This window comes from Pseudomonas sp. NFACC24-1 (genome assembly GCF_900115235.1).
Taxonomy (GTDB): Bacteria; Pseudomonadota; Gammaproteobacteria; order Pseudomonadales; family Pseudomonadaceae; genus Aquipseudomonas; species Aquipseudomonas fluorescens_AA.
The window spans coordinates 406,800-428,016 of record NZ_FOVS01000002.1 but is presented as its reverse complement, the minus strand read 5'-3'; the positions used below and the strand labels follow the sequence as shown (position 1 = coordinate 428,016).

Below are 21,217 nucleotides of genomic sequence, written 5' to 3'. Positions count from 1 at the left end.
GAGTGCGTGCAGTTACATGGCGGCTACGGCTTCATGTGGGAATACCCGATTGCCCGGGCATGGGCGGATGCGCGGGTGCAGCGGATCTATGCCGGAACCAATGAAATCATGAAGGAGATCATTGCGCGGTCGCTTTGATCCAGGGTGAACTCAAGATCGTCTTCGCGAGCAAGCCCGCTCCCACAGGAGTCCTGCGTCGATCACAAAAGAGTGTTCAGACACAAATCCCCTGTGGGAGCGGGCTTGCTCGCGAAGACTTTTTACCGGCCGATCAAGGCGCAGGGTTCGGCTGATCCTTGTGAATCGCCTCGATCCCCGCCAGCACTTCGTCCGACAGCTTCAGGTCGAAGCTTTCGATGTTGCTGTCCAGTTGCTCCAGGGTGGTGGCGCCAATGATGTTGCTGGTCACGAACGGCTGTTGGGTGACGAACGCCAGGGCCATCTGTGCCGGGTCCAGGCCGTGCTCACGGGCCAGCGCCACGTACCGGCTGCACGCGGCTTCCGATTGAGCGTTGAAATAGCGTGTGAAGCGGCTGTAGAGCGTCAAACGACCCTTGGCCGGTCGTGCGCCGTTCTCATATTTGCCCGACAGGAAGCCGAACGCCAAGGGTGAGTAAGCCAGCAGGCCGCACTGTTCACGGATGGCGATTTCCGCCAGGCCGACCTCGAAGCTGCGGTTGAGCAGGTTGTACGGGTTCTGGATCGACACCGCCCGCGGCCAGCCACGGGCCTCGGCCAGGGCCAGGAACTTCATGGTGCCCCACGGTGTTTCGTTGGACAGGCCGATGTGGCGGATCTTGCCGGCGCGGACCTGCTCGTCCAGGGCTTCGAGGGTGTCCTCCAGCGGTGTGAACGTTTCGTCGGCCTTGTGCTGGTAGCCCAGTTGGCCAAAGAAGTTGGTGCTGCGCTCCGGCCAGTGCAACTGATAGAGGTCGATGTAGTCGGTTTGCAGGCGCTTGAGGCTGGCGTCCACCGCTTCGACGATGTGCTGGCGGTTGTGCTTGAGGTTCTTGTCGCGGATGTAGTCGATGGTGTTGCCGGGACCGGCGATCTTGCTCGCCAGGATCCAGTCGGCACGGTCGCCGCGGCTTTTGAAATAATTGCCGATGTAGCGCTCGGTGGTGGCGTAGGTCTCGGCCTTGGGGGGCACCGGGTACATCTCGGCGGTGTCCATGAAATTGATGCCGGCACCCTTGGCGCGTTCGATCTGGGCGAAGGCCTCGGCCTCGCTGTTCTGCTCACCCCAGGTCATGGTGCCGAGGCACAGGGCACTCACGTTCAGATCGGTACGGCCTAGCTGGCGATAGTCCATCGGGAACTCCTTGGGCAAAACAATCATAAAAGCAGGTTGAAATATTTTTCGCAATCTGCATAATTGCGCACCTCTTTCTGCAGTGGAAGTGATGCGCCGCCGCCGAAGAATCTTGCCGTTGAACGGACGCGCCGACCCGAGCCCCCGAAAGCGTCTGTATCCGGCTGCCTTTGACTTGTCAAAGTACGCACTATTCAGTAAGATCCGCCGTCTAATTTACAGGGCGGCCCCTGAGGCTATAAAGAATGAAAACTTTTACTGCTAAACCGGAAACAGTAAAGCGCGACTGGTTTGTCGTCGACGCTGCTGGTCAGACCCTGGGTCGTCTGGCCACCGAAATCGCGAGCCGTCTGCGTGGCAAGCACAAGCCTGAGTACACCCCTCACGTTGATACCGGTGACTACATCGTCGTGATCAACGCTGAGCAAGTACGTGTTACTGGCGCTAAAACCACTGACAAAATGTACTACTCCCACTCCGGTTTTCCTGGCGGCATCAAGTCGATCAACTTTGAAAAGCTGATCGCCAAAGCCCCTGAGCGCGTGATCGAGACCGCGGTTAAAGGCATGCTGCCTAAGAACCCACTGGGTCGCGACATGTATCGTAAGCTGAAGGTTTATGCGGGCGCTGCTCACCCTCATACTGCTCAGCAGCCCCAAGAACTGAAGTTTTAACGGAATAGTTCATTATGTCGGCGACTCAAAATTACGGCACTGGCCGTCGCAAGACTGCAACCGCACGCGTTTTCCTGCGTCCGGGCACTGGTAACATCTCCATCAACAACCGCTCCCTGGATAACTTCTTCGGCCGCGAAACTGCCCGCATGGTAGTTCGTCAGCCGCTGGAACTGACCGAGACCGTCGAAAAATTCGACATCTACGTCACCGTTATCGGTGGTGGTGTAAGTGGTCAAGCTGGCGCAATCCGCCACGGCATCACTCGCGCCCTGATGGATTACGACGAGACTCTGCGTGGTGCTCTGCGCAAAGCCGGCTTCGTAACTCGCGATGCTCGCGAAGTTGAACGTAAGAAAGTCGGTCTGCGTAAAGCGCGTAAGCGTCCGCAGTACTCGAAGCGTTAATTTCGCTTCCGCTTTCAAAAGGCGCCCAGTTCCTCACGGAGCTGGGCGTTTTTTTATGGGCAAAAGAATTGCTCTGTGACAACTTGCCACATTCGTAGAGCCCCTATACTACAAGGCTTGGCGGTTTGGCCGCTTGGTAATTACCTTGTCAGAATTGGGGCTTTTCATTACCATTCGGCAAAATTTTTATAAGTTCAGATTTTTACTTAGTAGACGCCTGATCTAACAGGCCACAAAGCTGATGGGAGAGGACTGAATGAGCAATGACGGCGTGAATGCAGGCCGGCGTCGCTTCCTGGTAGCAGCCACATCCGTGGTGGGTGCTGCAGGAGCGGTGGGGGCTGCGGTCCCGTTCGTGGGGTCATGGTTTCCCAGCGCCAAGGCGAAAGCCGCAGGTGCACCGGTGAAAGTGAATGTCAGCAAGATCGAGCCAGGCCAGCAGATGATTGCTGAGTGGCGCGGCCAGCCGGTGTTCATCGTCCGCCGTACAGAGGAAATCCTGGGGAATCTGAAAAAGATCGAGGGTCAGTTGTCCGACCCGTCCTCGAAGAACTCTACGCAACCGACCTATGTCGACCCGCAGACGCGTTCGATCAAGCCAGAGGTCCTGCTGCTGATCGGGATCTGTACGCACCTGGGTTGCTCGCCAACGTTCCGACCTGAAGTGGCGCCTGCCGACTTGGGCAAGGACTGGGTCGGTGGTTATTTCTGCCCTTGCCACGGCTCCCACTACGACCTGGCTGGTCGCGTCTACAAGTCGCAGCCTGCACCTCTGAACCTGCCAGTTCCCCCGCATTCCTATGAGACCGATGACATCATTGTCGTTGGCGTCGATACGGAGAAAGCGTGATGAGCAAACTAATGGATTGGGTTGATGCGCGCTTTCCCGCGACCAAAATGTGGGAAGACCATCTCAGCAAGTACTACGCTCCGAAGAACTTCAACTTCTTCTACTTCTTTGGCTCCCTGGCACTGCTCGTTCTGGTCAACCAGATCGTCACCGGTGTCTGGCTGACCATGAGCTACACCCCGTCGGCGGAAGAAGCATTTGCCTCCGTCGAATACATCATGCGCGACGTCGAGTACGGCTCGATCCTGCGTCTGCTGCACTCCACCGGCGCTTCGGCGTTCTTCATCGTGGTCTACCTGCACATGTTCCGTGGCTTGCTCTACGGTTCGTACCAGAAGCCGCGTGAACTGGTGTGGGTCTTCGGCATGCTGATCTACCTGGCGCTGATGGCCGAGGCCTTCATGGGCTACCTGCTGCCGTGGGGCCAGATGTCCTACTGGGGCGCCCAGGTGATCATCTCGCTGTTCGGTGCGATCCCGGTCATCGGTGACGACCTGACCCAGTGGATCCGTGGTGACTACCTGATCTCGGGCATCACCCTGAACCGCTTCTTCGCCCTGCACGTGGTCGCCTTGCCGATCGTGATCCTCGGCCTGGTGGTACTGCACATCCTCGCGCTGCACGAAGTCGGCTCGAACAACCCGGATGGCGTGGACATCAAGAAGCACAAGGACGAGAACGGCGTACCGCTGGATGGCATTGCCTTCCACCCGTACTACACCGTGAAAGACATCGTCGGCGTGGTGGTCTTCCTGTTCATCTTCTGCTCCATCGTGTTCTTCTTCCCGGAAATGGGCGGTTACTTCCTCGAGAAGCCGAACTTCGAGCAGGCGAACGCGTTCAAGACCCCTGAGCACATTGCCCCGGTCTGGTACTTCACGCCGTTCTACGCGATCCTGCGGGCGATCCCGGACAAGCTGCTGGGCGTTATCGCCATGGGCGCGGCCATTGCCGTGCTGTTCGTCCTGCCGTGGCTGGACCGCAGCCCCGTCAAGTCGATGCGCTACAAAGGCTGGCTGAGCAAGATCTGGCTCGTGGTGTTCTGCATTTCGTTCGTGATCCTGGGCGTGCTGGGCGTACTGGCACCGACACCAGGGCGCACGTTGCTGTCGCAGGTTTGCACCTTCCTGTACTTCGCCTACTTCATTCTGATGCCTTTCTACACCAGGCTCGAGAAGACCAAACCGGTTCCGGAAAGGGTGACTGGCTGATGAAAAAGCTATTTGCTGTACTGATTCTTGCTGCTATGCCTGTACTGTCCTTCGCGGCTGAACACGGTGGTCCGGAGCTGGAAAAAGTCGACATCGACGTTTCCGACAAAGCGGCCATGCAGGACGGCGCACGTACGTTCGCCAACTACTGCATGGGTTGCCACAGTGCCAAGTTCCAGCGCTATGAGCGCGTTGCCGATGACCTGGGCATCCCCCATGAGCTGATGCTCGAGAAGCTTGTGTTCACCGGTGCCAAACTGGGCGATCACATGACCATCGGCATGCAGCCTGCGGACGCGAAGACCTGGTTCGGTGCCGCGCCGCCGGACCTGACCCTGGTTGCCCGTGTGCGTGGCACCGACTGGCTTTACGGTTACCTGCGTTCGTTCTACGAAGACCCTGCACGTCCTTGGGGCGTGAACAACAAGGTCTTCCCGAACGTCGGCATGCCTAACGTTCTGGTCGGCCTCCAGGGGCGCCAGGTGGTAGGCTGCAAACAGGTTCAGATCGTTGAAGACGGCAAAAAGCAATTCGATCCGCTGACCGGCTCCGCTTTGACTCATGAAGCCTGCGACCAGCTGACCGTATTGCCGAACACCGGCAGCCTGACCCCGGAGCAGTTCGATGAGAAGGTCAAGAACCTGGTGACCTTCCTGGCCTACTCGGCCAACCCGGTGAAGCTGGAGCATCAGCGCATCGGTACCTATGTATTGCTGTACCTGGCGTTCTTCTTCGTATTCGCTTACCTGCTCAAGCGTGAATACTGGAAAGACGTGCATTGATAAAGCTGTAAGCCATTGCTGTTAATCGTGCGCGCCCAAGGGCGTCTCTAGATATGTAACGAGCCTGGCCCGCCAGGTGTTACGAGAGACGCCCTCTGGGCGCGCTCGTTTTTCCGTTTTTCGATAATTTCAACAAGCGAGGAGGATCGCCATGGGCGTGACCAATCGGTTGGCCTGTTACTCCGACCCCGCCGACCACTATTCCCACCGGGTACGCATCGTACTGGCAGAGAAGGGTGTCAGCGCCGAGATCATTTACGTCGAAGCGGGTCGTCAGCCGCCGAAGCTGATCGAAGTGAACCCTTACGGCAGCCTGCCCACATTGGTCGATCGTGACCTGGCGTTGTGGGAGTCGACCGTGGTGATGGAATACCTGGATGAGCGTTATCCGCATCCACCCTTGCTGCCGGTTTATCCTGTCGCGCGTGCCAACAGCCGTTTGCTGATCCATCGCATCCAGCGTGACTGGTGCGGGTTGGTGGATCTGATCCTGGATTCCCGGACCAAGGAGCCGGCGCGGGTCGTGGCGCGCAAGGAATTGCGTGAAAGCCTGACGGGCGTATCGCCGCTGTTCGTCGACAAGCCGTTTTTCCTCAGTGAGGAACAAAGTCTGGTGGATTGCTGCCTATTGCCCATACTCTGGCGTTTGCCGATTCTGGGTATCGAACTGCCGCGGCCTGCCAAGCCGCTGCTTGATTATATGGAGCGCCAATTTGCGCGCGAGGCATTCCAGGCGAGTCTGTCTGGTGTCGAACGCGACATGCGCTAAGGCTTAGGGAGCCGCTATGAACTCCAGTCGACCTTATCTGGTCCGCGCGCTCTACGAGTGGATTGTGGACAATGATTGCACCCCGCACATGCTGGTCAATGCCGAGTTTCCATCGGTGCAGGTGCCGCAGGGCTTTGCCAATGATGGGCAGATTGTCCTGAACGTGTCGCCAGCCGCTGTGCGTCACCTGCACATGGATAATGATGCCGTCAGTTTTGAAGGGCGCTTCGGTGGTGTGCCGCACACCCTGTACGTGCCTGTTGCGGCGATTCTGGGGATTTATGCCCGGGAGAATGGCCAGGGCATGGTGTTTGAGCTGGAAGCGCCGCTGGACGGTGAAGAAGAGTTCGAGCCGGATGATGACCTGCCACCGCCGGATGACGAGCCGCCGCGGCCTAGTGGTCGGCCTAGTCTTAAGGTGGTGAAGTAGCGGAGCAGGTGATCTGTTCGCTAAGGAAAATGCCTGTGTCGTGAGATGTGGGCATTTTTTTTGGCTGCATTCACTGGTGGATTGGTGTGTATATCCGTTTCTGCGGTAACGGCTACTGGCGGTTCCGCCCTTACGGCGGCTCACTTTTGAGAAGCGCAAAAGTAAGCAAAACGCTTCTGCCCCACCACTAGGCACCTCGCCTAGGCTCGGTGTTCCCTCACTCCGGCATTGCTCCGTGGGCCGCCGCGAAGGGCCATCCATGGCCCAGCGCGGCTATCCCGGCATCCATGCCGGGATGCCCACTGCGCAATGCCTGCGTTCGGCCGGCGTGGTTAATGGGGCGCCCAGATCAAAAGCAAAAGCAAAAGCAAGGCGGCCTTATAGCCGGCCTGTCTCCTCTGGCTGCACCCCAATCAACTGTGGGAGCGAGCTTGCTCGCGATTGCGGTGTATCAGCCAACATCGATACTGCTGACCTGACGCCATCGCGAGCAAGCTCGCTCCCACAATGGGATCGGGTACAGCCGGAGGAGACAGGCCGGCTATAAGGCCGCCTTGCTTTTGCTTTTGATCTTGATCTTGATCTGGGCGCCCCCGACCAAATAAAAAAACGGCGCTCCTCTGTATGAGTGAGCGCCGTTTTTTCCAGCCACATGCAGCCTCAAGAGCCGCGAGTTACCTCAGTCAATATATTCAAACAACTTGACGATCTTCTGCACCCCGGATACCCCCTGCACCAGGTTGGTCGCCTGGGCGGCCTCCTGCTTGGTCAGCAGGCCCAGCAGATAAACGATGCCATTCTCGGTCACAACCTTGATGCGCGAGCCAGGAATGCTGGCGTCGGTGAGCATCTGGGTCTTGATCTTGGTGGTCAGCCACGCATCGTTCTGGCGCGCCAGCAGCGAGGAGGGTTGCAGAACCTGCAGTTCGTTATGCACGGTCTTGACCCGCTGCACGGCACTGGCTTCCTGTTCGGCCTTGGCCTTGAGGTCTGCGCGTGGGGTCTGGCCGGCCAGCAGTACGACACCGTTGAAGCTGGTGACGACGATGTGCGAGTTGTTGTCCAGGTCCGGGTCGGCCTTGGCAATGTTCACGCCGACCTTGGTTTCAATCAGGGAGTCGTCGATCTTGCTGCCGAAGGTGCGGGTGCCGCGGTCGTCTTCAATCGGCTTCTCCCGGCTGGCGTTAACCACCGATGTGCAGCCGCTGATGCCGAGGCACAGGGTCAAGGCCAGAAGGCCTAGGCGATTAGGGGTCATTCTTCACTCCCGAACAGTTGGCTGTCGATCAAGTCGCAAAGGCAGTGGATCGCCAGCAGGTGGACTTCCTGGATACGTGCGGTGACATTGGCCGGTACGCGGATCTCGACGTCTTCGGGCAATAGCAGTGATGCCATGCCACCGCCGTCACGACCGGTCAATGCTACGACAATCATTTCGCGATCATGTGCGGCCTGGATCGCTTGAATAATATTGGCCGAGTTGCCGCTGGTGGAAATCGCCAGCAGCACATCGCCGGGTTGGCCCAGGGCGCGGATCTGTTTGGAGAAGACTTCGTTGTAGCTGTAGTCGTTGGCGATCGAGGTGATCGTCGAGCTGTCGGTGGTCAGGGCGATCGCCGGCAGGCTCGGGCGTTCGCGCTCGAAGCGGTTGAGCAGTTCCGACGAGAAATGCTGGGCGTCGCCGGCCGAGCCGCCATTGCCGCACGAAAGCATTTTGCCCTCGTTGAGCAAGGCGTTGACCATCACTTGGCTGGCTTGCTCGATGTGCGGTGCAAGTACGTCCATCGCCTGTTGCTTGGTGTCGATACTGGCCTGAAAAAGCTGGCGAATTCGCGATTGCATGTCCATCTGTGTGACCTTAAGTAGCGCGGCTTATAGGCACAAACATGTGCGGCGCGCAAAGCAAAGAGCAAGAAAGTTAGGTGAAGGTGTCCGGCTCGGCATGGGCGTTCAACTGTCGAAGGCGTTCTGCAGCCAGTTCAACTGGGCGGCGTTGCTGTCGATGGCAACCACGTCGAAGCGGCAGGGGTAATCGGCCCAGCGAGATTCGCGTTGCAGGAAATGCTGCGCGGCGAACACCAGCTTCTGGCGCTTGCGCTCGTCAATGCTGTCGAGCGCGCCACCCCATTGGGTATTTTTTCTGTAGCGGACTTCGACGAATACTACTGTATCGCCGTCAAGCATGACCAGATCAAGCTCGCCGCGTTTGCATAACCAGTTCTGCGCCACCAGCCGCAGGCCGTGTTGCTGGAGATGCGCGAGGGCCTGGCCCTCGGCATCCCGTCCGCTTTGCTGGCGTGATCGGTCAGGCATCAGCGCTGGGTGTCCGGCAGGCGCTGCACCTGGCCGTTGACGAACTCGGCCCATGGCAGTTGACGCTGTACGCGCTGGGTGGGAGACACGGCCAGGCTGCCCGACAAACCTTCGATGCGGCTGTCCGGCAGCGTCTTGAGCTGGCCCAGGCGTGGTGCCAGGCGATAGGCATCCGCGCCCATTGCGTACAGCCGGCCCAGGCTGCCGCCCGCCTGGGGCCACTGCGCGGTGACCTGCTTGCGCAGCGGGTCATTGGCGTCGAGCAGCCACGGGGTTTCGCAGAAGCGGATGCCGCTCATGTCGTTGTACTGGTTCTGGTCGCCGCTGGCGCTGAACACCGAAGACGTCGCGTAGACCGGTACGTCGCCGGCGTATTGGAAGTTCAGGGTTGGCTTGATCTGCTGGGCCTGCTGCGGTGTCGAGGCCAGGAAGATGAACTCGATGTCCTGGCGACGGGACGGCTGGGCTGCGACCGTGGTGCCAACGGTGCTTTGCAGGCTCTTGGCGCGACCTTCGCTCTGGCGCAACTGGAACATGTCGGCGATCTGCTGGGCCAGTTGGACTGGCAGGTCGACCCGTTCGATCGCGACGATGGTGCCGCCGTTGGCCTGCCAGTCCTGGCTGAAGGCTTTCAGTACACGATCGCCCCATTCGCCCTTCGGTACCATGGCGGCTGCGCGGTGCAGGCCATCGGCGCGGGCGCGACGGGACACTTCGCGAGCTTCATCCTCGGGTGCCAGGCCGAACTGGAACAGTTGTGGTGGCCCTTGCTCGCCTTCGCTGTAGTTCAGCGCCAGGGTAGTGATTGGCAATTGCGGGCGGGTGCTGATCTGCTTGACCAGGGGTTTTTCCAGCGGGCCGATGACCAGTTGCACGCCGTCGGCCTGGGCCTTGCGATAGAACTCGTCCATGGAGGTCAGGTTGGCGCTGTCATAGAACTGGATGCTTGGTGGCGTTTGCCCGGCCTGCTGGGCCTGGTAGTGCGCGGCCATGAAACCCTCGCGCAAGGCCTTGGCAACCGCTGCCAGCTGGCCACTTTGTGGTAGCAGCAGGGCGATCTTGCTCAGTGGTTGGCTGGCCAGTTCCTTGAGCTTGACCAGGGGCGTCGGCAGTTGCAGGGCGGCGGGGTGCTTCGGGTTCTGTTCGCGCCAGTGGTCGATGGCCGCCTGCTGCTGTTCCAGGGTGCCGGCGGTCTTGACGGCCTGGGCCAGGCTCAACCAGCCGCCGAGGTCGTCGTTGGCGGTGGGCTGCAACTGGTCGGTGGGCAGTGAGGCGATCAGCGACCAGATGGCTTCGTGGTTTTTCGCCGCGGCGTCGTCCTTCAGCAAGGGGGCGATGAAGATGCGCTCCTTGGCGGCGGCCAGGGTCTGGCCGTCGGCTTCGAGGGCGCGGGCGCGGACGGTTCCGGTGCGGACTTGCTGCTCCACTGGCATTTCGCTCAGGTGTTGCAGGCTTGGGTGACTCAGGGCGGTCAGCGCGGCCTTGGGCTGGTTGCGGGTCATCGCCAGTTCCGCCGACAGCGTGCTGGCGAAAATCTGCTGGCCGGGCTTGAGTTGTTCCATTGGCACTTGTTGCAGGATCTGTGCGGACTGGCCGGCATTGCCCTGGCGGTAGGCCAGGTCTGCGGCGCTCAGGCGCAGCAGGGCGGCTTTTTCCGGGGTTTTGTTTTGGGTGGCCTGTTCGAGCAACTGCTCGATACTGGCATCCGGGGTCCGTGGAAGTTCGCCAAGGCTGGACGAGGGCGAGCTGGCGCAGGCCGCCAGGAGGGCGGCGAGGCAGAGGGCGGAGAGCAGCCGCAGGCAAGCGATCATGTAAGTGTTCCTGATACGAGATCAAATTAGCGTCGAATTGTACCCAAGCACTGGCCGGGGCGCGATGTTACTGGTGTGAATCGATCAATTTAGGTATTTCAAAGAGTGCGGCATGCTACAAAAGACGCTACTCACTCAGGCGGCGGCACTAAACCTGTGGCGAGGGGATTTATCCCCGCTGGCCGCGCAGCGGCCCCAAGACCTTCCACCTCTGTTTGTCAGGCTGAATGGTTTCCAGTCTTTTTTGGGGCTGCTGCGCAGCCCGGCGGGGATAAATCCCCTCGCCACAATGGCTGATGTGGACAGCCGAGACGGGCTGCACACGCTACAATGGCGGTTTTTACCGATCATGAGGTATGTGTCTTGACTGCTCCAGGTGCTTTGAATTCCGCTGCCGGCTCGCTTTATGTGGTGGCGACGCCCATCGGCAACCTGGACGATATCAGTGCCCGGGCGCTGAAAATCCTGCAGGAGGTTGCACTGATCGCGGCTGAAGACACCCGTCACTCCCAGCGCCTGCTGCAACATTTCGGCATCTCCACGCCGTTGGCGGCCTGTCATGAGCACAATGAGCGGGACGAAGGCAGTCGTTTCATTACCCGGCTGCTGGCAGGCGATAACGTCGCGCTGATTTCCGATGCGGGTACCCCGTTGATTTCCGACCCCGGCTATCATCTGGTGCGCCAGGCCCGGGCGGCGGGTATCAGCGTGGTGCCGGTGCCGGGGGCTTGCGCGTTGATCGCGGCGCTGTCGGCGGCAGGCCTGCCGTCGGACCGTTTCATCTTCGAAGGTTTCCTGCCGGCCAAGGCGGTGGGGCGGCGGGCACGCCTGGAAGCTATAAAGGAAGAGCCGCGTACGCTGATCTTCTATGAGGCGCCGCACCGCATTCTGGAATGCCTGCAGGACATGGAACTGGTGTTCGGTGCCGAACGCCAGGCGCTGCTGGCCCGGGAGTTGACCAAGACCTTTGAAACCCTCAAGGGACTGCCGTTGAGCGAGTTGCGCGTCTTTGTCGAAAGCGACAGCAACCAGCAACGCGGCGAGTGTGTCGTGCTGGTGGCGGGCTGGACGCCGCCGCAAAGCGAGGACGCCGTCAGCGGCGAGGCGATGCGCGTCCTGAACCTGCTGCTGGAGGAAATGCCCCTCAAGCGCGCTGCGGCCCTTGCGGCGCAGATCACTGGCGAGCGCAAGAATGTGCTGTATCAGGTCGCACTGGAAAAACAGAAAGGCCAGTGAAACCGGGACACGGTGCTGGCCTGGGGCTTTTAGCGCTTGTTCTTCAAGCGCTCTACCGTTAACCTTCGCGGCGGAGAGTCGATCGGACAGTCGCTGCCCTCTATGAGAATTAGGGGGGGGAGGAAAGTCCGGGCTCCATAGGGCGAAGTGCCAGGTAATGCCTGGGAGGCGTGAGCCTACGGAAAGTGCCACAGAAAATAACCGCCTAAGCGTTTCGGCGCCGGTAAGGGTGAAAAGGTGCGGTAAGAGCGCACCGCACGGCTGGCAACAGTTCGTGGCTAGGTAAACCCCACTTGGAGCAAGACCAAATAGGGTCCCAAGGCGTGGCCCGCGCTGGGACCGGGTAGGTTGCTAAAGATGTCCAGTGATGGCCATCGTAGACGAATGACTGTTCAAGACAGAACCCGGCTTACAGATCGACTCTCCACCTTTTCCCTTCCTGCCGGAATCACTGGCAGACGCAGTTCCTAATACCAAAAAAATCTTACTCTTAATAAATCACTTTAACTTGTGCGCGCAGCCCCCTGTGCTGCTTCAGGTTGGAGCGAATTTTCCTACGTCAGATTCTTGTTGCCCCTCCTGAAACGCTCCTAAATCTCCGATCTATAAGGCTTTTCCTTCATTACGCGCCTTGACGGTGCGGTGGGCGCATTCCTATAGTGTGCGCAAGTGGCGGAAAGTGGCATGAAGTGGGTTTTTTTGAAGGTAAAACGCCAAAAAGTGGAGAAACGCTGACGTGTTTCGCGGAGCTAACGCTATCAGTCTCGATGCAAAAGGCCGGCTCGCCATGCCCAGCCGGTATCGTGACGAGCTCGTTTCGCGAAGTTCAGGGCAGTTAATCGTCACGATCGACGCCGTTGACCCATGTTTGTGTGTTTACCCTCTGGATGAGTGGGAAATCATCGAAACCAAACTGCGCGCACTGCCTTCGCTGCGTGAAGAAAACCGCCGCCTGCAACGCTTGCTGATCGGTAATGCCGTCGACCTCGAGCTCGATGGCAGCGGTCGTTTCCTGGTGCCACCGCGCCTGCGCGAGTACGCCAAGCTGGACAAGCGCGCGATGCTGGTGGGGCAACTGAACAAGTTCCAACTGTGGGACGAAGATGCCTGGAATGCGGTTTCTGCCGCTGACCTCGCTGCTATTCAACAACCGGGCGCCATGCCTGACGAACTGCGTGATTTGATCCTGTGACTATTGATAGCGGCTTTAACCACATCACCGTACTGCTTGACGAAGCCGTCGAGGCTCTCGCCGTACGTGCTGATGGCTGCTATCTGGACGGCACGTTCGGGCGTGGCGGGCACAGTCGGTTGATTCTCAGCCAGCTCGGTCCGGACGGCCGGTTGCTGGGGTTCGACAAGGATCCTCAAGCGATTGCCACCGGGCAAGCGCTGGCGGCCGAAGACGGCCGCTTTGTCGTTGTGCAGCGCAGCTTTGCCGAACTGGGCGCGGAAGTCGCCGAGCGTGGCCTGGCCGGCAAGGTCAGTGGCGTGCTGCTCGACCTGGGTGTGTCGTCGCCACAACTGGACGACCCGGAGCGCGGCTTCAGTTTCCTCAATGACGGCCCGCTGGACATGCGCATGGACCCGTCCCGCGGGATCAGCGCCGCCGAATTCGTCAACACCGCCCCGGTGGAAGAAATCGCCCGTGTCTTCAAGGAATACGGTGAAGAGCGTTTCTCCGGCCGCATGGCCCGCGCCGTGGTCGAGCGCCGCGACATCAAGCCTTTCGAGCGCACCGGCGACCTGGCCGAGGTATTGAAAGTGGCCAACCCGGCCTGGGAAAAGGGCAAGAACCCGGCGACCCGGGCTTTCCAGGGCTTGCGCATCCACGTCAATAACGAACTGGGCGATCTGCAAGTGGGCCTCGAAGCGGCGCTTGAGGCGCTGGAGATCGGCGGTCGTCTGGTGGTGATCAGCTTCCATTCCCTGGAAGACCGCATCGTCAAGCTGTTCATGCGCAAGCTCACCAAGGGTGAAGCCGATAACCTGCCGCGCAACCTGCCGGTGCGTTTCGAAGCCTTCGTGCCGAAAATCAAGATCCATGGCAAAGCGCAGTTCGCTTCCGAAGCTGAACTCAAGGCCAACCCACGTGCCCGTAGCGCCGTCATGCGCGTCGCGGAGAAGTTGCGGTGAGCAAGCTCTTCGCCAAGCCCCTGCCCGGCGGCAGCTTTTTCATGCTGCTGCTGTTTATCGGCGTGCTCGTGTCGGCCATCGCTGTGTCCTATAGCGCGCACTGGAACCGGCAGTTGCTCAATACCCTTTATAACGAACTCAGCGTGCGCGACAAGGCGCAGGCCGAGTGGGGTCGGTTGATCCTGGAACAGAGCACCTGGACCGCCCACAGCCGTATCGAAGTCCTGGCCACCGAACAGTTGAAAATGCGCATTCCCGGCGCCGCCGAAGTGCAAATGGTGGCGCCATGATGAAACTCGAAGGGGCGCTGTTCCCGTGGCGGTTTCGTCTGGTCCTGGGCTTGCTTGGGATCATGGTGGCGGCGATTTCGTGGCGCATCATCGACCTGCAGGTCGTCGACCGTGACTTCCTCAAGGGGCAGGGTGACGCCCGCAGTGTGCGGCATATTCCGATCCCGGCTCACCGTGGCCTGATCACCGACCGCAATGGCGAACCCCTGGCCGTGAGTACCCCGGTGACCACCTTGTGGGCCAACGCCAAGGAAATGCAACTGGCCAAGGAAAAATGGCCGGCCTTGGCCGCCGCCCTCGGGCAGGACCCCAAGGCGCTGGCCGAGCGCCTGGAAGCCCAGGCCAACAAAGAGTTCATTTATCTGGTGCGCGGCTTGACCCCCGAGCAGGGCCAGAGCGTGCTCGACTTGAAAGTACCCGGTGTCTACGGCATCGAGGAATTCCGGCGTTTCTACCCGGCCGGTGAGGTCACGGCCCACATGGTCGGGTTTACCGACATCGATGACCGGGGCCGGGAAGGTGTCGAACTGGCCTATGACGAATGGCTCGCCGGGGTCGCCGGCAAGCGGCAGGTCATCAAGGACCGGCGCGGCAGGCTGATCAAGGATGTCCAAGTCACCAAAAACGCCAAGGCCGGCAAGCCCTTGGCGTTGTCTATTGACCTGCGCCTGCAATACCTGGCCAACCGCGAGCTGCGCAATGCCATCGTCGAGAACGGTGCCAAGGCTGGCAGCCTGGTGATCATGGACGTGAAGACCGGCGAGATCCTGGCGATGGTCAACCAGCCGACCTACAACCCGAACAACCGTCGCAACCTGCAGCCGGCGATGATGCGCAACCGCGCGATGATCGACGTGTTCGAGCCGGGTTCGACCATGAAGGCCGTGTCCATGGCCGCGGCCCTGGAAACCGGGCGCTGGAAGCCGAGCGACACCGTCGAGGTGTACCCGGGCACCCTGCAGATCGGCAAGTACACCATCCGCGACGTGTCCAAGACCGAAGGCCCGGTGCTCGACCTGACCGGCATCCTGATCAACTCCAGTAACGTCGGCATGAGCAAGATCGCCTTCGATATCGGCGGCGAAACGATCTATCGCCTGGCTCAGAAAATCGGTCTCGGCCAGGACACCGGCCTGGGCTTCCCGGGCGAGCGTGTGGGCAACCTGCCTAACTACCGTGACTGGCGCAAGGCTGAAACCGCCACGTTGTCCTACGGCTACGGTGTTTCCGTGACCGCGATCCAGTTGGTCCATGCGTTTTCAGCGTTGGCGAACAACGGGCGCATGGCGCCGCTGACCCTGATCAAGACCGACAAGGCGCCGCAAACTACCCAGGTGATCCCGGAAAACGTCGCCAAGACCATGCAGGGCATGCTGCAGCAGGTGATCGAGGCTCCGCGCGGTGTCTATCGCGCCCAGGTGCCGGCCTACCACGTGGCAGGCAAATCGGGTACGGCCCGTAAAACCTCCGTGGGCACCAAAGGCTACGCCGAGAATTCCTACCGTTCGCTGTTTGCCGGCTTCGGCCCGATGAGCGACCCGCGCTACGCCATCGTCGTGGTCATCGACGAACCGAGCAAGGCGGGCTACTTCGGTGGCCTGGTCTCGGCGCCGGTGTTCAGCAAAGTGATGTCCGGCACCCTGCGCCTGATGAACATTACCCCGGATAACCTGCCGCCGACCCAGCAGGCCAATACCGCACCGGTCGTTCCCTTGAAAGCCGAAGGAGGGCGTGGCTGATGTCCCTGAGCCTGAACAAGATTTTCGCCCACGCCGGTCACGATCTGCTGATTCGTGAATTGGCCTTGGACAGCCGCAATGTACGTGCCGGGGACTTGTTCCTGGCGGTGCCGGGCGCCCGTGTCGATGGCCGTGACCATATCGTCGACGCCTTGAAGCGTGGCGCGGCTGCCGTGGCTTATGAAGTGCAAGGCGCCACCGTGCTGCCCATCACTGACGTGCCCTTGATTCCGGTCAAGGGCCTGGCGGCGCAGCTGTCGGACATCGCCGGGCGTTTTTATGGCGACCCGAGCCGTCACCTGAACCTGGTGGGCGTGACGGGTACCAACGGCAAGACCAGCGTGACCCAACTGGTGGCCCAGGCGTTGGACCTGCTCGGCCAGCATTGCGGCATTGTCGGCACCTTGGGCAACGGTTTTCATGGCGCGCTGGAAAGCGGCCTGCACACCACGCCGAACCCGATTGCCGTGCAAGCGACCCTGGCGGACCTGAAGAAGGCCGGTGCCAAGGCTGTTGCGATGGAAGTCTCGTCCCATGGCCTGGACCAGGGCCGGGTGACGGCGCTGGCATTCGATGTGGCGGTGTTGACCAACCTGTCCCGGGACCACCTGGATTATCACGGCACCATGCAGGCCTACGGCGGAGCCAAGGCCAAGCTGTTTGCCTGGAATGACTTGAAATGCCGGGTCATCAACCTCGATGACGAGTTCGGTCGGCAACTGGCCGCCGACAAGCGCGAGTCCCGGTTGATCACCTATAGCCTGGAAGATACCAGCGCCTACCTTTATATACGTCAGGCGCAGTTCAATGACGAAGGCGTACGCGCCACGCTGGTCACGCCCCAGGGCGAGCACCACGTGCGCAGCACGTTGCTCGGCCGCTTCAACCTGAGCAACGTATTGGCGGCCATCGGCGCCTTGCTCGGCCTGGACTACGCGTTGGACGAGATTCTCAAAGTGTTGCCAAAGCTGGAAGGGCCAGCCGGGCGCATGCAGCGCCTGGGCGGTGGGGCCCAACCGTTGGTGGTGGTCGATTACGCCCATACCCCCGACGCGTTGGAAAAAGTCCTCACGGCCCTGCGTCCTCACGCCAAGGGCAAGTTGTTGTGCCTGTTCGGCTGCGGTGGCGATCGTGATCGCGGCAAGCGCCCATTGATGGCCGAAGTCGTGGAGCGGCTGGCAGACGGTGTGCTGGTCACTGACGACAACCCGCGCAGCGAAGACCCGTTGCGAATTTTCGACGACATCCGCGCCGGTTTTACTGCTGTGGATAACGTCACCTTCGTCGCCGGTCGCGGCCAGGCCATTGCCCAGTTGATCGCCAGCGCCTCGGTGGACGATGTCATCGTCCTGGCAGGTAAGGGCCACGAGGACTATCAGGAAATCAATGGCGAACGCCATGCTTTCTCCGATCTGGTGGAAGCCGATCACGCCCTGACCGCGTGGGAGGTGGCCCATGCTTAAGGCCCTGAAGCTCAGCGAACTGACCAACGCCCTGAATGCGCGCCTCATCGCCGCGGACGCCAGTTTCGACGGTGTCAGCATCGACAGCCGGGCAATCGCACCGGGGCAATTGTTCGTCGCCCTGACCGGGCCGCGTTTCGATGGCCACGATTACTTGAATGAGGTCGCGGGCAAAGGTGCGGTCGCGGCCCTGGTCGAGCGGGAAGTGAGCAACAGCACGTTGCCGCAATTGCTCGTCAACGACACTCGCCAGGCCCTGGGCCAGCTCGGTGCACTGAACCGTGCGGCGTATGGCAACCCTGTCGCGGCCATCACCGGCTCCAGCGGCAAGACCACGGTCAAGGAAATGCTTGCCAGCATCCTGCGCACCCGCGGGCCGGTGCTGGCGACCCGTGGCAACCTGAACAACGACCTCGGCGTGCCACTGACCTTGCTGGAACTGGCGTCGGAACACAGCGCCGCCGTCATCGAACTGGGGGCTTCGCGGCTCGGCGAGATTGCCTACACCGTGGCCATGACCAAGCCTCATGTGGCGGTGCTCAACAACGCCGGTACCGCCCACGTCGGCGAGTTCGGCGGTCCGGAAAAAATCGTCGAGGCCAAGGGCGAGATCATCGAAGGGCTGGATGCCGATGGCGTCGCCGTGTTGAATCTCGATGACAAGGCGTTCGAAACCTGGAAGACCCGCGCGGGCGAACGCAAGGTGCTGACCTTTGCCCTGAGCAACCTCGCCGCGAATTTCTACGCTAGCGACCTGGACCGTGATGCCCGCGGTTGCCCGGCCTTCAACCTGCACAGCCCCGACGGTGCCGAGCGGGTCCAGTTGAACCTGCTGGGCACCCATAACGTTGCCAACGCCCTGGCCGCGGCGGCTGCCGCCCATGCCCTGGGCGTGTCGCTGCCGGGCATCATCGCCGGGCTGAACGCCGTGCAGCCGGTCAAGGGGCGCTCCGTCGCGCAACTGGCCAGCAACGGCATGCGCGTGATCGACGACACCTACAACGCCAACCCGTCGTCCATGTGCGCGGCCGTGGACATCCTCGCCGGTTTCTCCGGCCGCACCGTGCTGGTGTTGGGTGATATCGGTGAGCTGGGCGAATGGGCGCAACAGGGCCATCACGACGTTGGTGCCTATGCCCGCGGCAAGGTCGATGCGCTGTATGCGGTCGGTCCGATGATGGCCCATGCGGTCGCCGCGTTTGGCGAACACGCGCGGCATTTCACCACTCAAGCCGAACTGATCCAGGCCCTGGGCGCCGAGCAGGACCCGAACACCACCTTATTGATCAAGGGCTCACGCAGCGCAGCGATGGAAAACATCGTCGCGGCACTGTGCGGCGCTTCCACGGAGAAACATTAATGCTGCTGCTGCTAGCGGAGTACCTGCAACAGTTCCACAAAGGCTTCGCGGTCTTCCAGTACCTGACCCTGCGCGGGATCCTGGGTGTGCTGACCGCGTTGTCGTTGTCGCTGTTCCTGGGCCCGTGGATGATCCGCACCCTGCAGAACCTGCAGATCGGCCAGTCGGTCCGTAACGACGGTCCGCAATCGCACCTGTCCAAATCCGGCACCCCGACCATGGGTGGCGCGTTGATCCTGTCGTCCATCGGCATCAGCACCTTGCTCTGGGCCGACCTGGCCAACCGCTACGTCTGGGTCGTGCTGCTGGTGACCCTGTTCTTCGGCGCCATCGGCTGGGTCGACGACTATCGCAAGGTGATCGAGAAGAACTCCCGCGGGCTGCCAAGTCGCTGGAAGTATTTCTGGCAGTCGGTGTTCGGCCTCGGCGCGGCGATCTTCCTCTATATGACCGCCGCCTCGCCGGTGGAAACCACCCTGATCCTGCCGATGCTCAAGGACTACAGCATTCCGCTGGGTGCCGGTTTCATCGTGCTGACCTACCTGGTCATCGTTGGCTCGAGCAACGCGGTCAACCTCACCGACGGCCTCGACGGCCTGGCGATCATGCCGACGGTCATGGTCGGCGGCGCGCTGGGGATCTTCTGCTACCTGTCGGGTAACGTGAAATTCGCCGAATACCTGCTGATCCCTTATGTGCCGGGGGCGGGCGAGCTGATCGTGTTCTGCGGTGCGCTGATCGGTGCCGGCCTGGGCTTTTTGTGGTTCAACACCTACCCGGCGCAAGTCTTCATGGGCGACGTCGGCGCGCTGGCGCTGGGCGCGGCCCTGGGCACCATCGCTGTCATCGTTCGCCAGGAAATCGTCCTGTTCATCATGGGCGGCGTGTTCGTGATGGAGACCCTGTCAGTCGTCATTCAGGTTGCTTCCTTTAAATTGACCGGCCGCCGCGTATTCCGCATGGCGCCGATCCACCACCACTTTGAACTCAAGGGCTGGCCCGAGCCACGAGTGATCGTCCGTTTCTGGATCATCACCGTGATTCTGGTGCTGATCGGCCTTGCCACCCTGAAGCTGAGGTAGAACGAGTGTCCCTGATCGCTTCTGACCACTTCCGCATCGTTGTCGGCCTCGGCAAGAGCGGCATGTCCCTGGTTCGCTTCCTGGCGAACCGGGGCGTGTCGTTTGCCGTGGCCGACACGCGGGAAAATCCGCCTGAGCTGGCCACGCTGCGCCGTGACTATCCCCAGGTGGACGTGCGTTGTGGCGAGCTGGACGTCGAGTTCCTGTGCCGCGCCGATGAGCTCTACGTGAGCCCCGGCCTGGCCCTGGCGACTCCGGCCCTGCAGGCGGCCGCTGCCCGTGGCGTGAAACTGTCCGGCGACATCGAGCTGTTCGCGCGTAACGCCAAGGCGCCGATCGTTGCCATCAGCGGCTCGAACGCCAAGAGCACCGTCACCACCCTGGTGGGCGAGATGGCCGCGGCGGCCGGCAAGCGCGTCGCCGTGGGCGGCAACCTCGGTACCCCGGCCCTGGACCTGCTCAGCGACGACATCGAGTTGTACGTGATGGAGTTGTCGAGCTTCCAGCTGGAAACCACCGACCACCTGGGCGCCGAAGTGGCCACCGTGCTCAACGTCAGCGAAGACCACATGGACCGCTACAGCGGCCTGCCGGCCTATCACCTGGCCAAGCACCGGATCTTCCGCGGGGCCCGGCAGGTGGTGTTCAACCGCCAGGACGCCTTGACCCGTCCGTTGCTGGGCGAGGGCATGCCGTGCTGGTCCTTCGGCCTGGGGGTTCCGGATTTCAAAGGCTTCGGCTTGCGCGAAGAGAATGGCGAGAAGTACCTGGCCTTCGAATTCCAGAACCTGATGCCGGTGCGCGAACTGAAGATTCGTGGCGCCCATAACCAGGCCAATGCCCTGGCCGCGTTGGCCCTGGGGCATGCGGTCGGCCTGCCGTTCGACGCCATGCTGTCGGCCCTGCGCACGTTTGCCGGTCTTGAACACCGCTGCCAGTGGGTGCGCGATCTCGATGGCGTGGCTTGGTACAACGACTCCAAGGCCACCAACGTCGGTGCCGCGCTGGCGGCTATCGAAGGGCTGGGGGCGGACATCGCAGGCAAGCTCGTGCTGATCGCCGGCGGCGACGGCAAGGGCGCCGACTTCAAGGACTTGCGCGATCCGGTCGCGGCCAACTGCCGCGCCGTGGTGCTGATGGGACGCGACCGCGAATTGATCGCCCAGGCCCTCGGCGATGCCGTGCCGCTGGTTCGCGTCGGTTCGCTGGACGAGGCGGTGCAGCAATGCCGCGCTCTCGCGCACCCGGGCGATGCGGTGCTGTTGTCACCGGCCTGCGCCAGTTTCGACATGTTCAAGAACTATGAAGAGCGTGGGCAGTTGTTTGCCCGGGCCGCGGAGGACTTGGCATGA

The 21,217-nt window shown here is 61.2% G+C and carries 22 protein-coding genes and 1 other RNA gene; 18 read left to right on the top strand and 5 right to left on the bottom strand.

All coding sequences use genetic code 11. The features are described 5' to 3' along the window. Positions 1–138 (top strand): acyl-CoA dehydrogenase family protein (locus BM317_RS04125; protein WP_256574029.1); only part of this gene is annotated, 138 nt, incomplete at its 5' end. Between the two features lie 133 nt (positions 139–271). Here the strand turns inward: BM317_RS04125 and BM317_RS04120 are convergent. Continuing rightward, positions 272–1,312 carry an NADP(H)-dependent aldo-keto reductase gene (locus tag BM317_RS04120; RefSeq protein ID WP_092473166.1) on the bottom strand — a complete coding sequence of 347 codons (1,041 nt, stop codon included), beginning with the start codon at positions 1,310–1,312 and terminating at the stop codon, positions 272–274. 245 nt (positions 1,313–1,557) lie between these two features. On the opposite strand from BM317_RS04120, the gene rplM reads away from it, so the two are divergent. The 7 genes from rplM to BM317_RS04085 all read left to right on the top strand — a co-directional run bounded on the left by rplM (position 1,558) and on the right by BM317_RS04085 (position 6,435). Beyond that, positions 1,558–1,986, top strand: coding sequence for a 50S ribosomal protein L13 (gene rplM / locus BM317_RS04115; RefSeq protein ID WP_003205365.1), 429 nt, complete (start codon positions 1,558–1,560; stop codon positions 1,984–1,986). A 14-nt stretch (positions 1,987–2,000) separates the two neighbouring features. After that, a complete protein-coding gene (gene rpsI / locus BM317_RS04110) occupies positions 2,001–2,393 on the top strand; it encodes a 30S ribosomal protein S9 (protein ID WP_003205364.1) in 393 nt (130 codons plus the stop codon). A gap of 256 nt (positions 2,394–2,649) precedes the next feature. Continuing rightward, entirely contained in the window at positions 2,650–3,243 is a 594-nt protein-coding gene (gene petA / locus BM317_RS04105) for a ubiquinol-cytochrome c reductase iron-sulfur subunit (RefSeq protein WP_060740746.1), read from the top strand. Further along, complete coding sequence (locus tag BM317_RS04100; RefSeq protein ID WP_030138561.1) at positions 3,243–4,454, top strand: cytochrome b; 1,212 nt, start codon at positions 3,243–3,245, stop codon at positions 4,452–4,454. Before petA ends, BM317_RS04100 begins: the two co-directional genes overlap by 1 nt. Further along, positions 4,454–5,236: a cytochrome c1 gene (locus BM317_RS04095; RefSeq protein ID WP_060740747.1), complete on the top strand. Its 783-nt coding sequence runs from the start codon at positions 4,454–4,456 to the stop codon at positions 5,234–5,236. Before BM317_RS04100 ends, BM317_RS04095 begins: the two co-directional genes overlap by 1 nt. Positions 5,237–5,387: 151 nt before the next feature. Next, positions 5,388–6,005, top strand: coding sequence for a glutathione S-transferase N-terminal domain-containing protein (locus tag BM317_RS04090; RefSeq protein WP_003178195.1), 618 nt, complete (start codon positions 5,388–5,390; stop codon positions 6,003–6,005). Positions 6,006–6,021: 16 nt separating this feature from the next. After that, complete coding sequence (locus BM317_RS04085; RefSeq protein ID WP_053124982.1) at positions 6,022–6,435, top strand: ClpXP protease specificity-enhancing factor; 414 nt, start codon at positions 6,022–6,024, stop codon at positions 6,433–6,435. A gap of 679 nt (positions 6,436–7,114) precedes the next feature. Here the strand turns inward: BM317_RS04085 and BM317_RS04075 are convergent. The 4 genes from BM317_RS04075 to BM317_RS04060 all read right to left on the bottom strand — a co-directional run bounded on the left by BM317_RS04075 (position 7,115) and on the right by BM317_RS04060 (position 10,559). After that, positions 7,115–7,693, bottom strand: coding sequence for a BON domain-containing protein (locus BM317_RS04075; protein ID WP_030139689.1), 579 nt, complete (start codon positions 7,691–7,693; stop codon positions 7,115–7,117). Then, the gene (locus BM317_RS04070) at positions 7,690–8,283 is read right to left on the bottom strand and encodes a phosphoheptose isomerase (RefSeq protein WP_007928463.1); all 594 of its coding nucleotides are present in this window, start codon (positions 8,281–8,283) and stop codon (positions 7,690–7,692) included. The genes BM317_RS04075 and BM317_RS04070 overlap by 4 nt, the downstream gene beginning before the upstream one ends. A 102-nt stretch (positions 8,284–8,385) precedes the next feature. Beyond that, positions 8,386–8,748 (bottom strand): YraN family protein, encoded by a 363-nt coding sequence (locus tag BM317_RS04065; RefSeq protein ID WP_092166192.1) that lies wholly within the window; start codon positions 8,746–8,748, stop codon positions 8,386–8,388. Then, positions 8,748–10,559 carry a penicillin-binding protein activator gene (locus BM317_RS04060; protein WP_092473162.1) on the bottom strand — a complete coding sequence of 604 codons (1,812 nt, stop codon included), beginning with the start codon at positions 10,557–10,559 and terminating at the stop codon, positions 8,748–8,750. Before BM317_RS04060 ends, BM317_RS04065 begins: the two co-directional genes overlap by 1 nt. A gap of 330 nt (positions 10,560–10,889) precedes the next feature. Between BM317_RS04060 and rsmI the strand changes: the two genes are divergently transcribed. The 10 genes from rsmI (at position 10,890) to murD (ending at position 21,217) form a co-directional block, all read left to right on the top strand. Beyond that, the gene (gene rsmI, locus BM317_RS04055; RefSeq protein WP_092473160.1) at positions 10,890–11,795 is read left to right on the top strand and encodes a 16S rRNA (cytidine(1402)-2'-O)-methyltransferase; all 906 of its coding nucleotides are present in this window, start codon (positions 10,890–10,892) and stop codon (positions 11,793–11,795) included. Between the two features lie 74 nt (positions 11,796–11,869). Continuing rightward, positions 11,870–12,223: RNase P RNA component class A (gene rnpB, locus BM317_RS04050), an RNA gene on the top strand. Between the two features lie 308 nt (positions 12,224–12,531). After that, complete coding sequence (mraZ, locus tag BM317_RS04045; RefSeq protein ID WP_003205355.1) at positions 12,532–12,987, top strand: division/cell wall cluster transcriptional repressor MraZ; 456 nt, start codon at positions 12,532–12,534, stop codon at positions 12,985–12,987. A gap of 2 nt (positions 12,988–12,989) precedes the next feature. Further along, positions 12,990–13,931, top strand: a complete 942-nt coding sequence (gene rsmH, locus BM317_RS04040; protein ID WP_092166463.1) for a 16S rRNA (cytosine(1402)-N(4))-methyltransferase RsmH — start codon at positions 12,990–12,992, stop codon at positions 13,929–13,931. Beyond that, complete coding sequence (gene ftsL / locus BM317_RS04035; RefSeq protein ID WP_003178214.1) at positions 13,928–14,221, top strand: cell division protein FtsL; 294 nt, start codon at positions 13,928–13,930, stop codon at positions 14,219–14,221. Before rsmH ends, ftsL begins: the two co-directional genes overlap by 4 nt. Then, positions 14,221–15,960, top strand: coding sequence for a peptidoglycan D,D-transpeptidase FtsI family protein (locus BM317_RS04030; RefSeq protein WP_170842280.1), 1,740 nt, complete (start codon positions 14,221–14,223; stop codon positions 15,958–15,960). The genes ftsL and BM317_RS04030 overlap by 1 nt, the downstream gene beginning before the upstream one ends. Further along, positions 15,960–17,423, top strand: coding sequence for a UDP-N-acetylmuramoyl-L-alanyl-D-glutamate--2,6-diaminopimelate ligase (locus BM317_RS04025; RefSeq protein WP_092473158.1), 1,464 nt, complete (start codon positions 15,960–15,962; stop codon positions 17,421–17,423). The genes BM317_RS04030 and BM317_RS04025 overlap by 1 nt, the downstream gene beginning before the upstream one ends. Next, positions 17,416–18,783 (top strand): UDP-N-acetylmuramoyl-tripeptide--D-alanyl-D-alanine ligase, encoded by a 1,368-nt coding sequence (murF, locus tag BM317_RS04020; RefSeq protein ID WP_092473156.1) that lies wholly within the window; start codon positions 17,416–17,418, stop codon positions 18,781–18,783. Before BM317_RS04025 ends, murF begins: the two co-directional genes overlap by 8 nt. Then, positions 18,783–19,865, top strand: coding sequence for a phospho-N-acetylmuramoyl-pentapeptide-transferase (mraY, locus tag BM317_RS04015; protein ID WP_053124966.1), 1,083 nt, complete (start codon positions 18,783–18,785; stop codon positions 19,863–19,865). Before murF ends, mraY begins: the two co-directional genes overlap by 1 nt. A gap of 5 nt (positions 19,866–19,870) precedes the next feature. Then, positions 19,871–21,217, top strand: coding sequence for a UDP-N-acetylmuramoyl-L-alanine--D-glutamate ligase (gene murD, locus BM317_RS04010; protein WP_092166202.1), 1,347 nt, complete (start codon positions 19,871–19,873; stop codon positions 21,215–21,217).

Excerpts from the sequence above, each read along its gene's own strand:
- BM317_RS04065 (WP_092166192.1), bottom strand. The coding sequence starts at position 8,748 with ATGCCTGACCGATCACGCCAGCAAAGCGGACGGGATGCCGAGGGCCAG.
- BM317_RS04030 (WP_170842280.1), top strand. The coding sequence starts at position 14,221 with ATGAAACTCGAAGGGGCGCTGTTCCCGTGGCGGTTTCGTCTGGTCCTG.
- rpsI (WP_003205364.1), top strand. The coding sequence starts at position 2,001 with ATGTCGGCGACTCAAAATTACGGCACTGGCCGTCGCAAGACTGCAACC.
- BM317_RS04120 (WP_092473166.1), bottom strand. The coding sequence starts at position 1,312 with ATGGACTATCGCCAGCTAGGCCGTACCGATCTGAACGTGAGTGCCCTG.
- BM317_RS04090 (WP_003178195.1), top strand. The coding sequence starts at position 5,388 with ATGGGCGTGACCAATCGGTTGGCCTGTTACTCCGACCCCGCCGACCAC.
- BM317_RS04100 (WP_030138561.1), top strand. The coding sequence starts at position 3,243 with ATGAGCAAACTAATGGATTGGGTTGATGCGCGCTTTCCCGCGACCAAA.
- BM317_RS04075 (WP_030139689.1), bottom strand. The coding sequence starts at position 7,693 with ATGACCCCTAATCGCCTAGGCCTTCTGGCCTTGACCCTGTGCCTCGGC.
- rplM (WP_003205365.1), top strand. The coding sequence starts at position 1,558 with ATGAAAACTTTTACTGCTAAACCGGAAACAGTAAAGCGCGACTGGTTT.
- BM317_RS04095 (WP_060740747.1), top strand. The coding sequence starts at position 4,454 with ATGAAAAAGCTATTTGCTGTACTGATTCTTGCTGCTATGCCTGTACTG.
- BM317_RS04060 (WP_092473162.1), bottom strand. The coding sequence starts at position 10,559 with ATGATCGCTTGCCTGCGGCTGCTCTCCGCCCTCTGCCTCGCCGCCCTC.
- BM317_RS04025 (WP_092473158.1), top strand. The coding sequence starts at position 15,960 with ATGTCCCTGAGCCTGAACAAGATTTTCGCCCACGCCGGTCACGATCTG.
- murF (WP_092473156.1), top strand. The coding sequence starts at position 17,416 with ATGCTTAAGGCCCTGAAGCTCAGCGAACTGACCAACGCCCTGAATGCG.
- rsmI (WP_092473160.1), top strand. The coding sequence starts at position 10,890 with ATGGCGGTTTTTACCGATCATGAGGTATGTGTCTTGACTGCTCCAGGT.
- BM317_RS04070 (WP_007928463.1), bottom strand. The coding sequence starts at position 8,283 with ATGGACATGCAATCGCGAATTCGCCAGCTTTTTCAGGCCAGTATCGAC.
- BM317_RS04085 (WP_053124982.1), top strand. The coding sequence starts at position 6,022 with ATGAACTCCAGTCGACCTTATCTGGTCCGCGCGCTCTACGAGTGGATT.
- petA (WP_060740746.1), top strand. The coding sequence starts at position 2,650 with ATGAGCAATGACGGCGTGAATGCAGGCCGGCGTCGCTTCCTGGTAGCA.
- mraY (WP_053124966.1), top strand. The coding sequence starts at position 18,783 with ATGCTGCTGCTGCTAGCGGAGTACCTGCAACAGTTCCACAAAGGCTTC.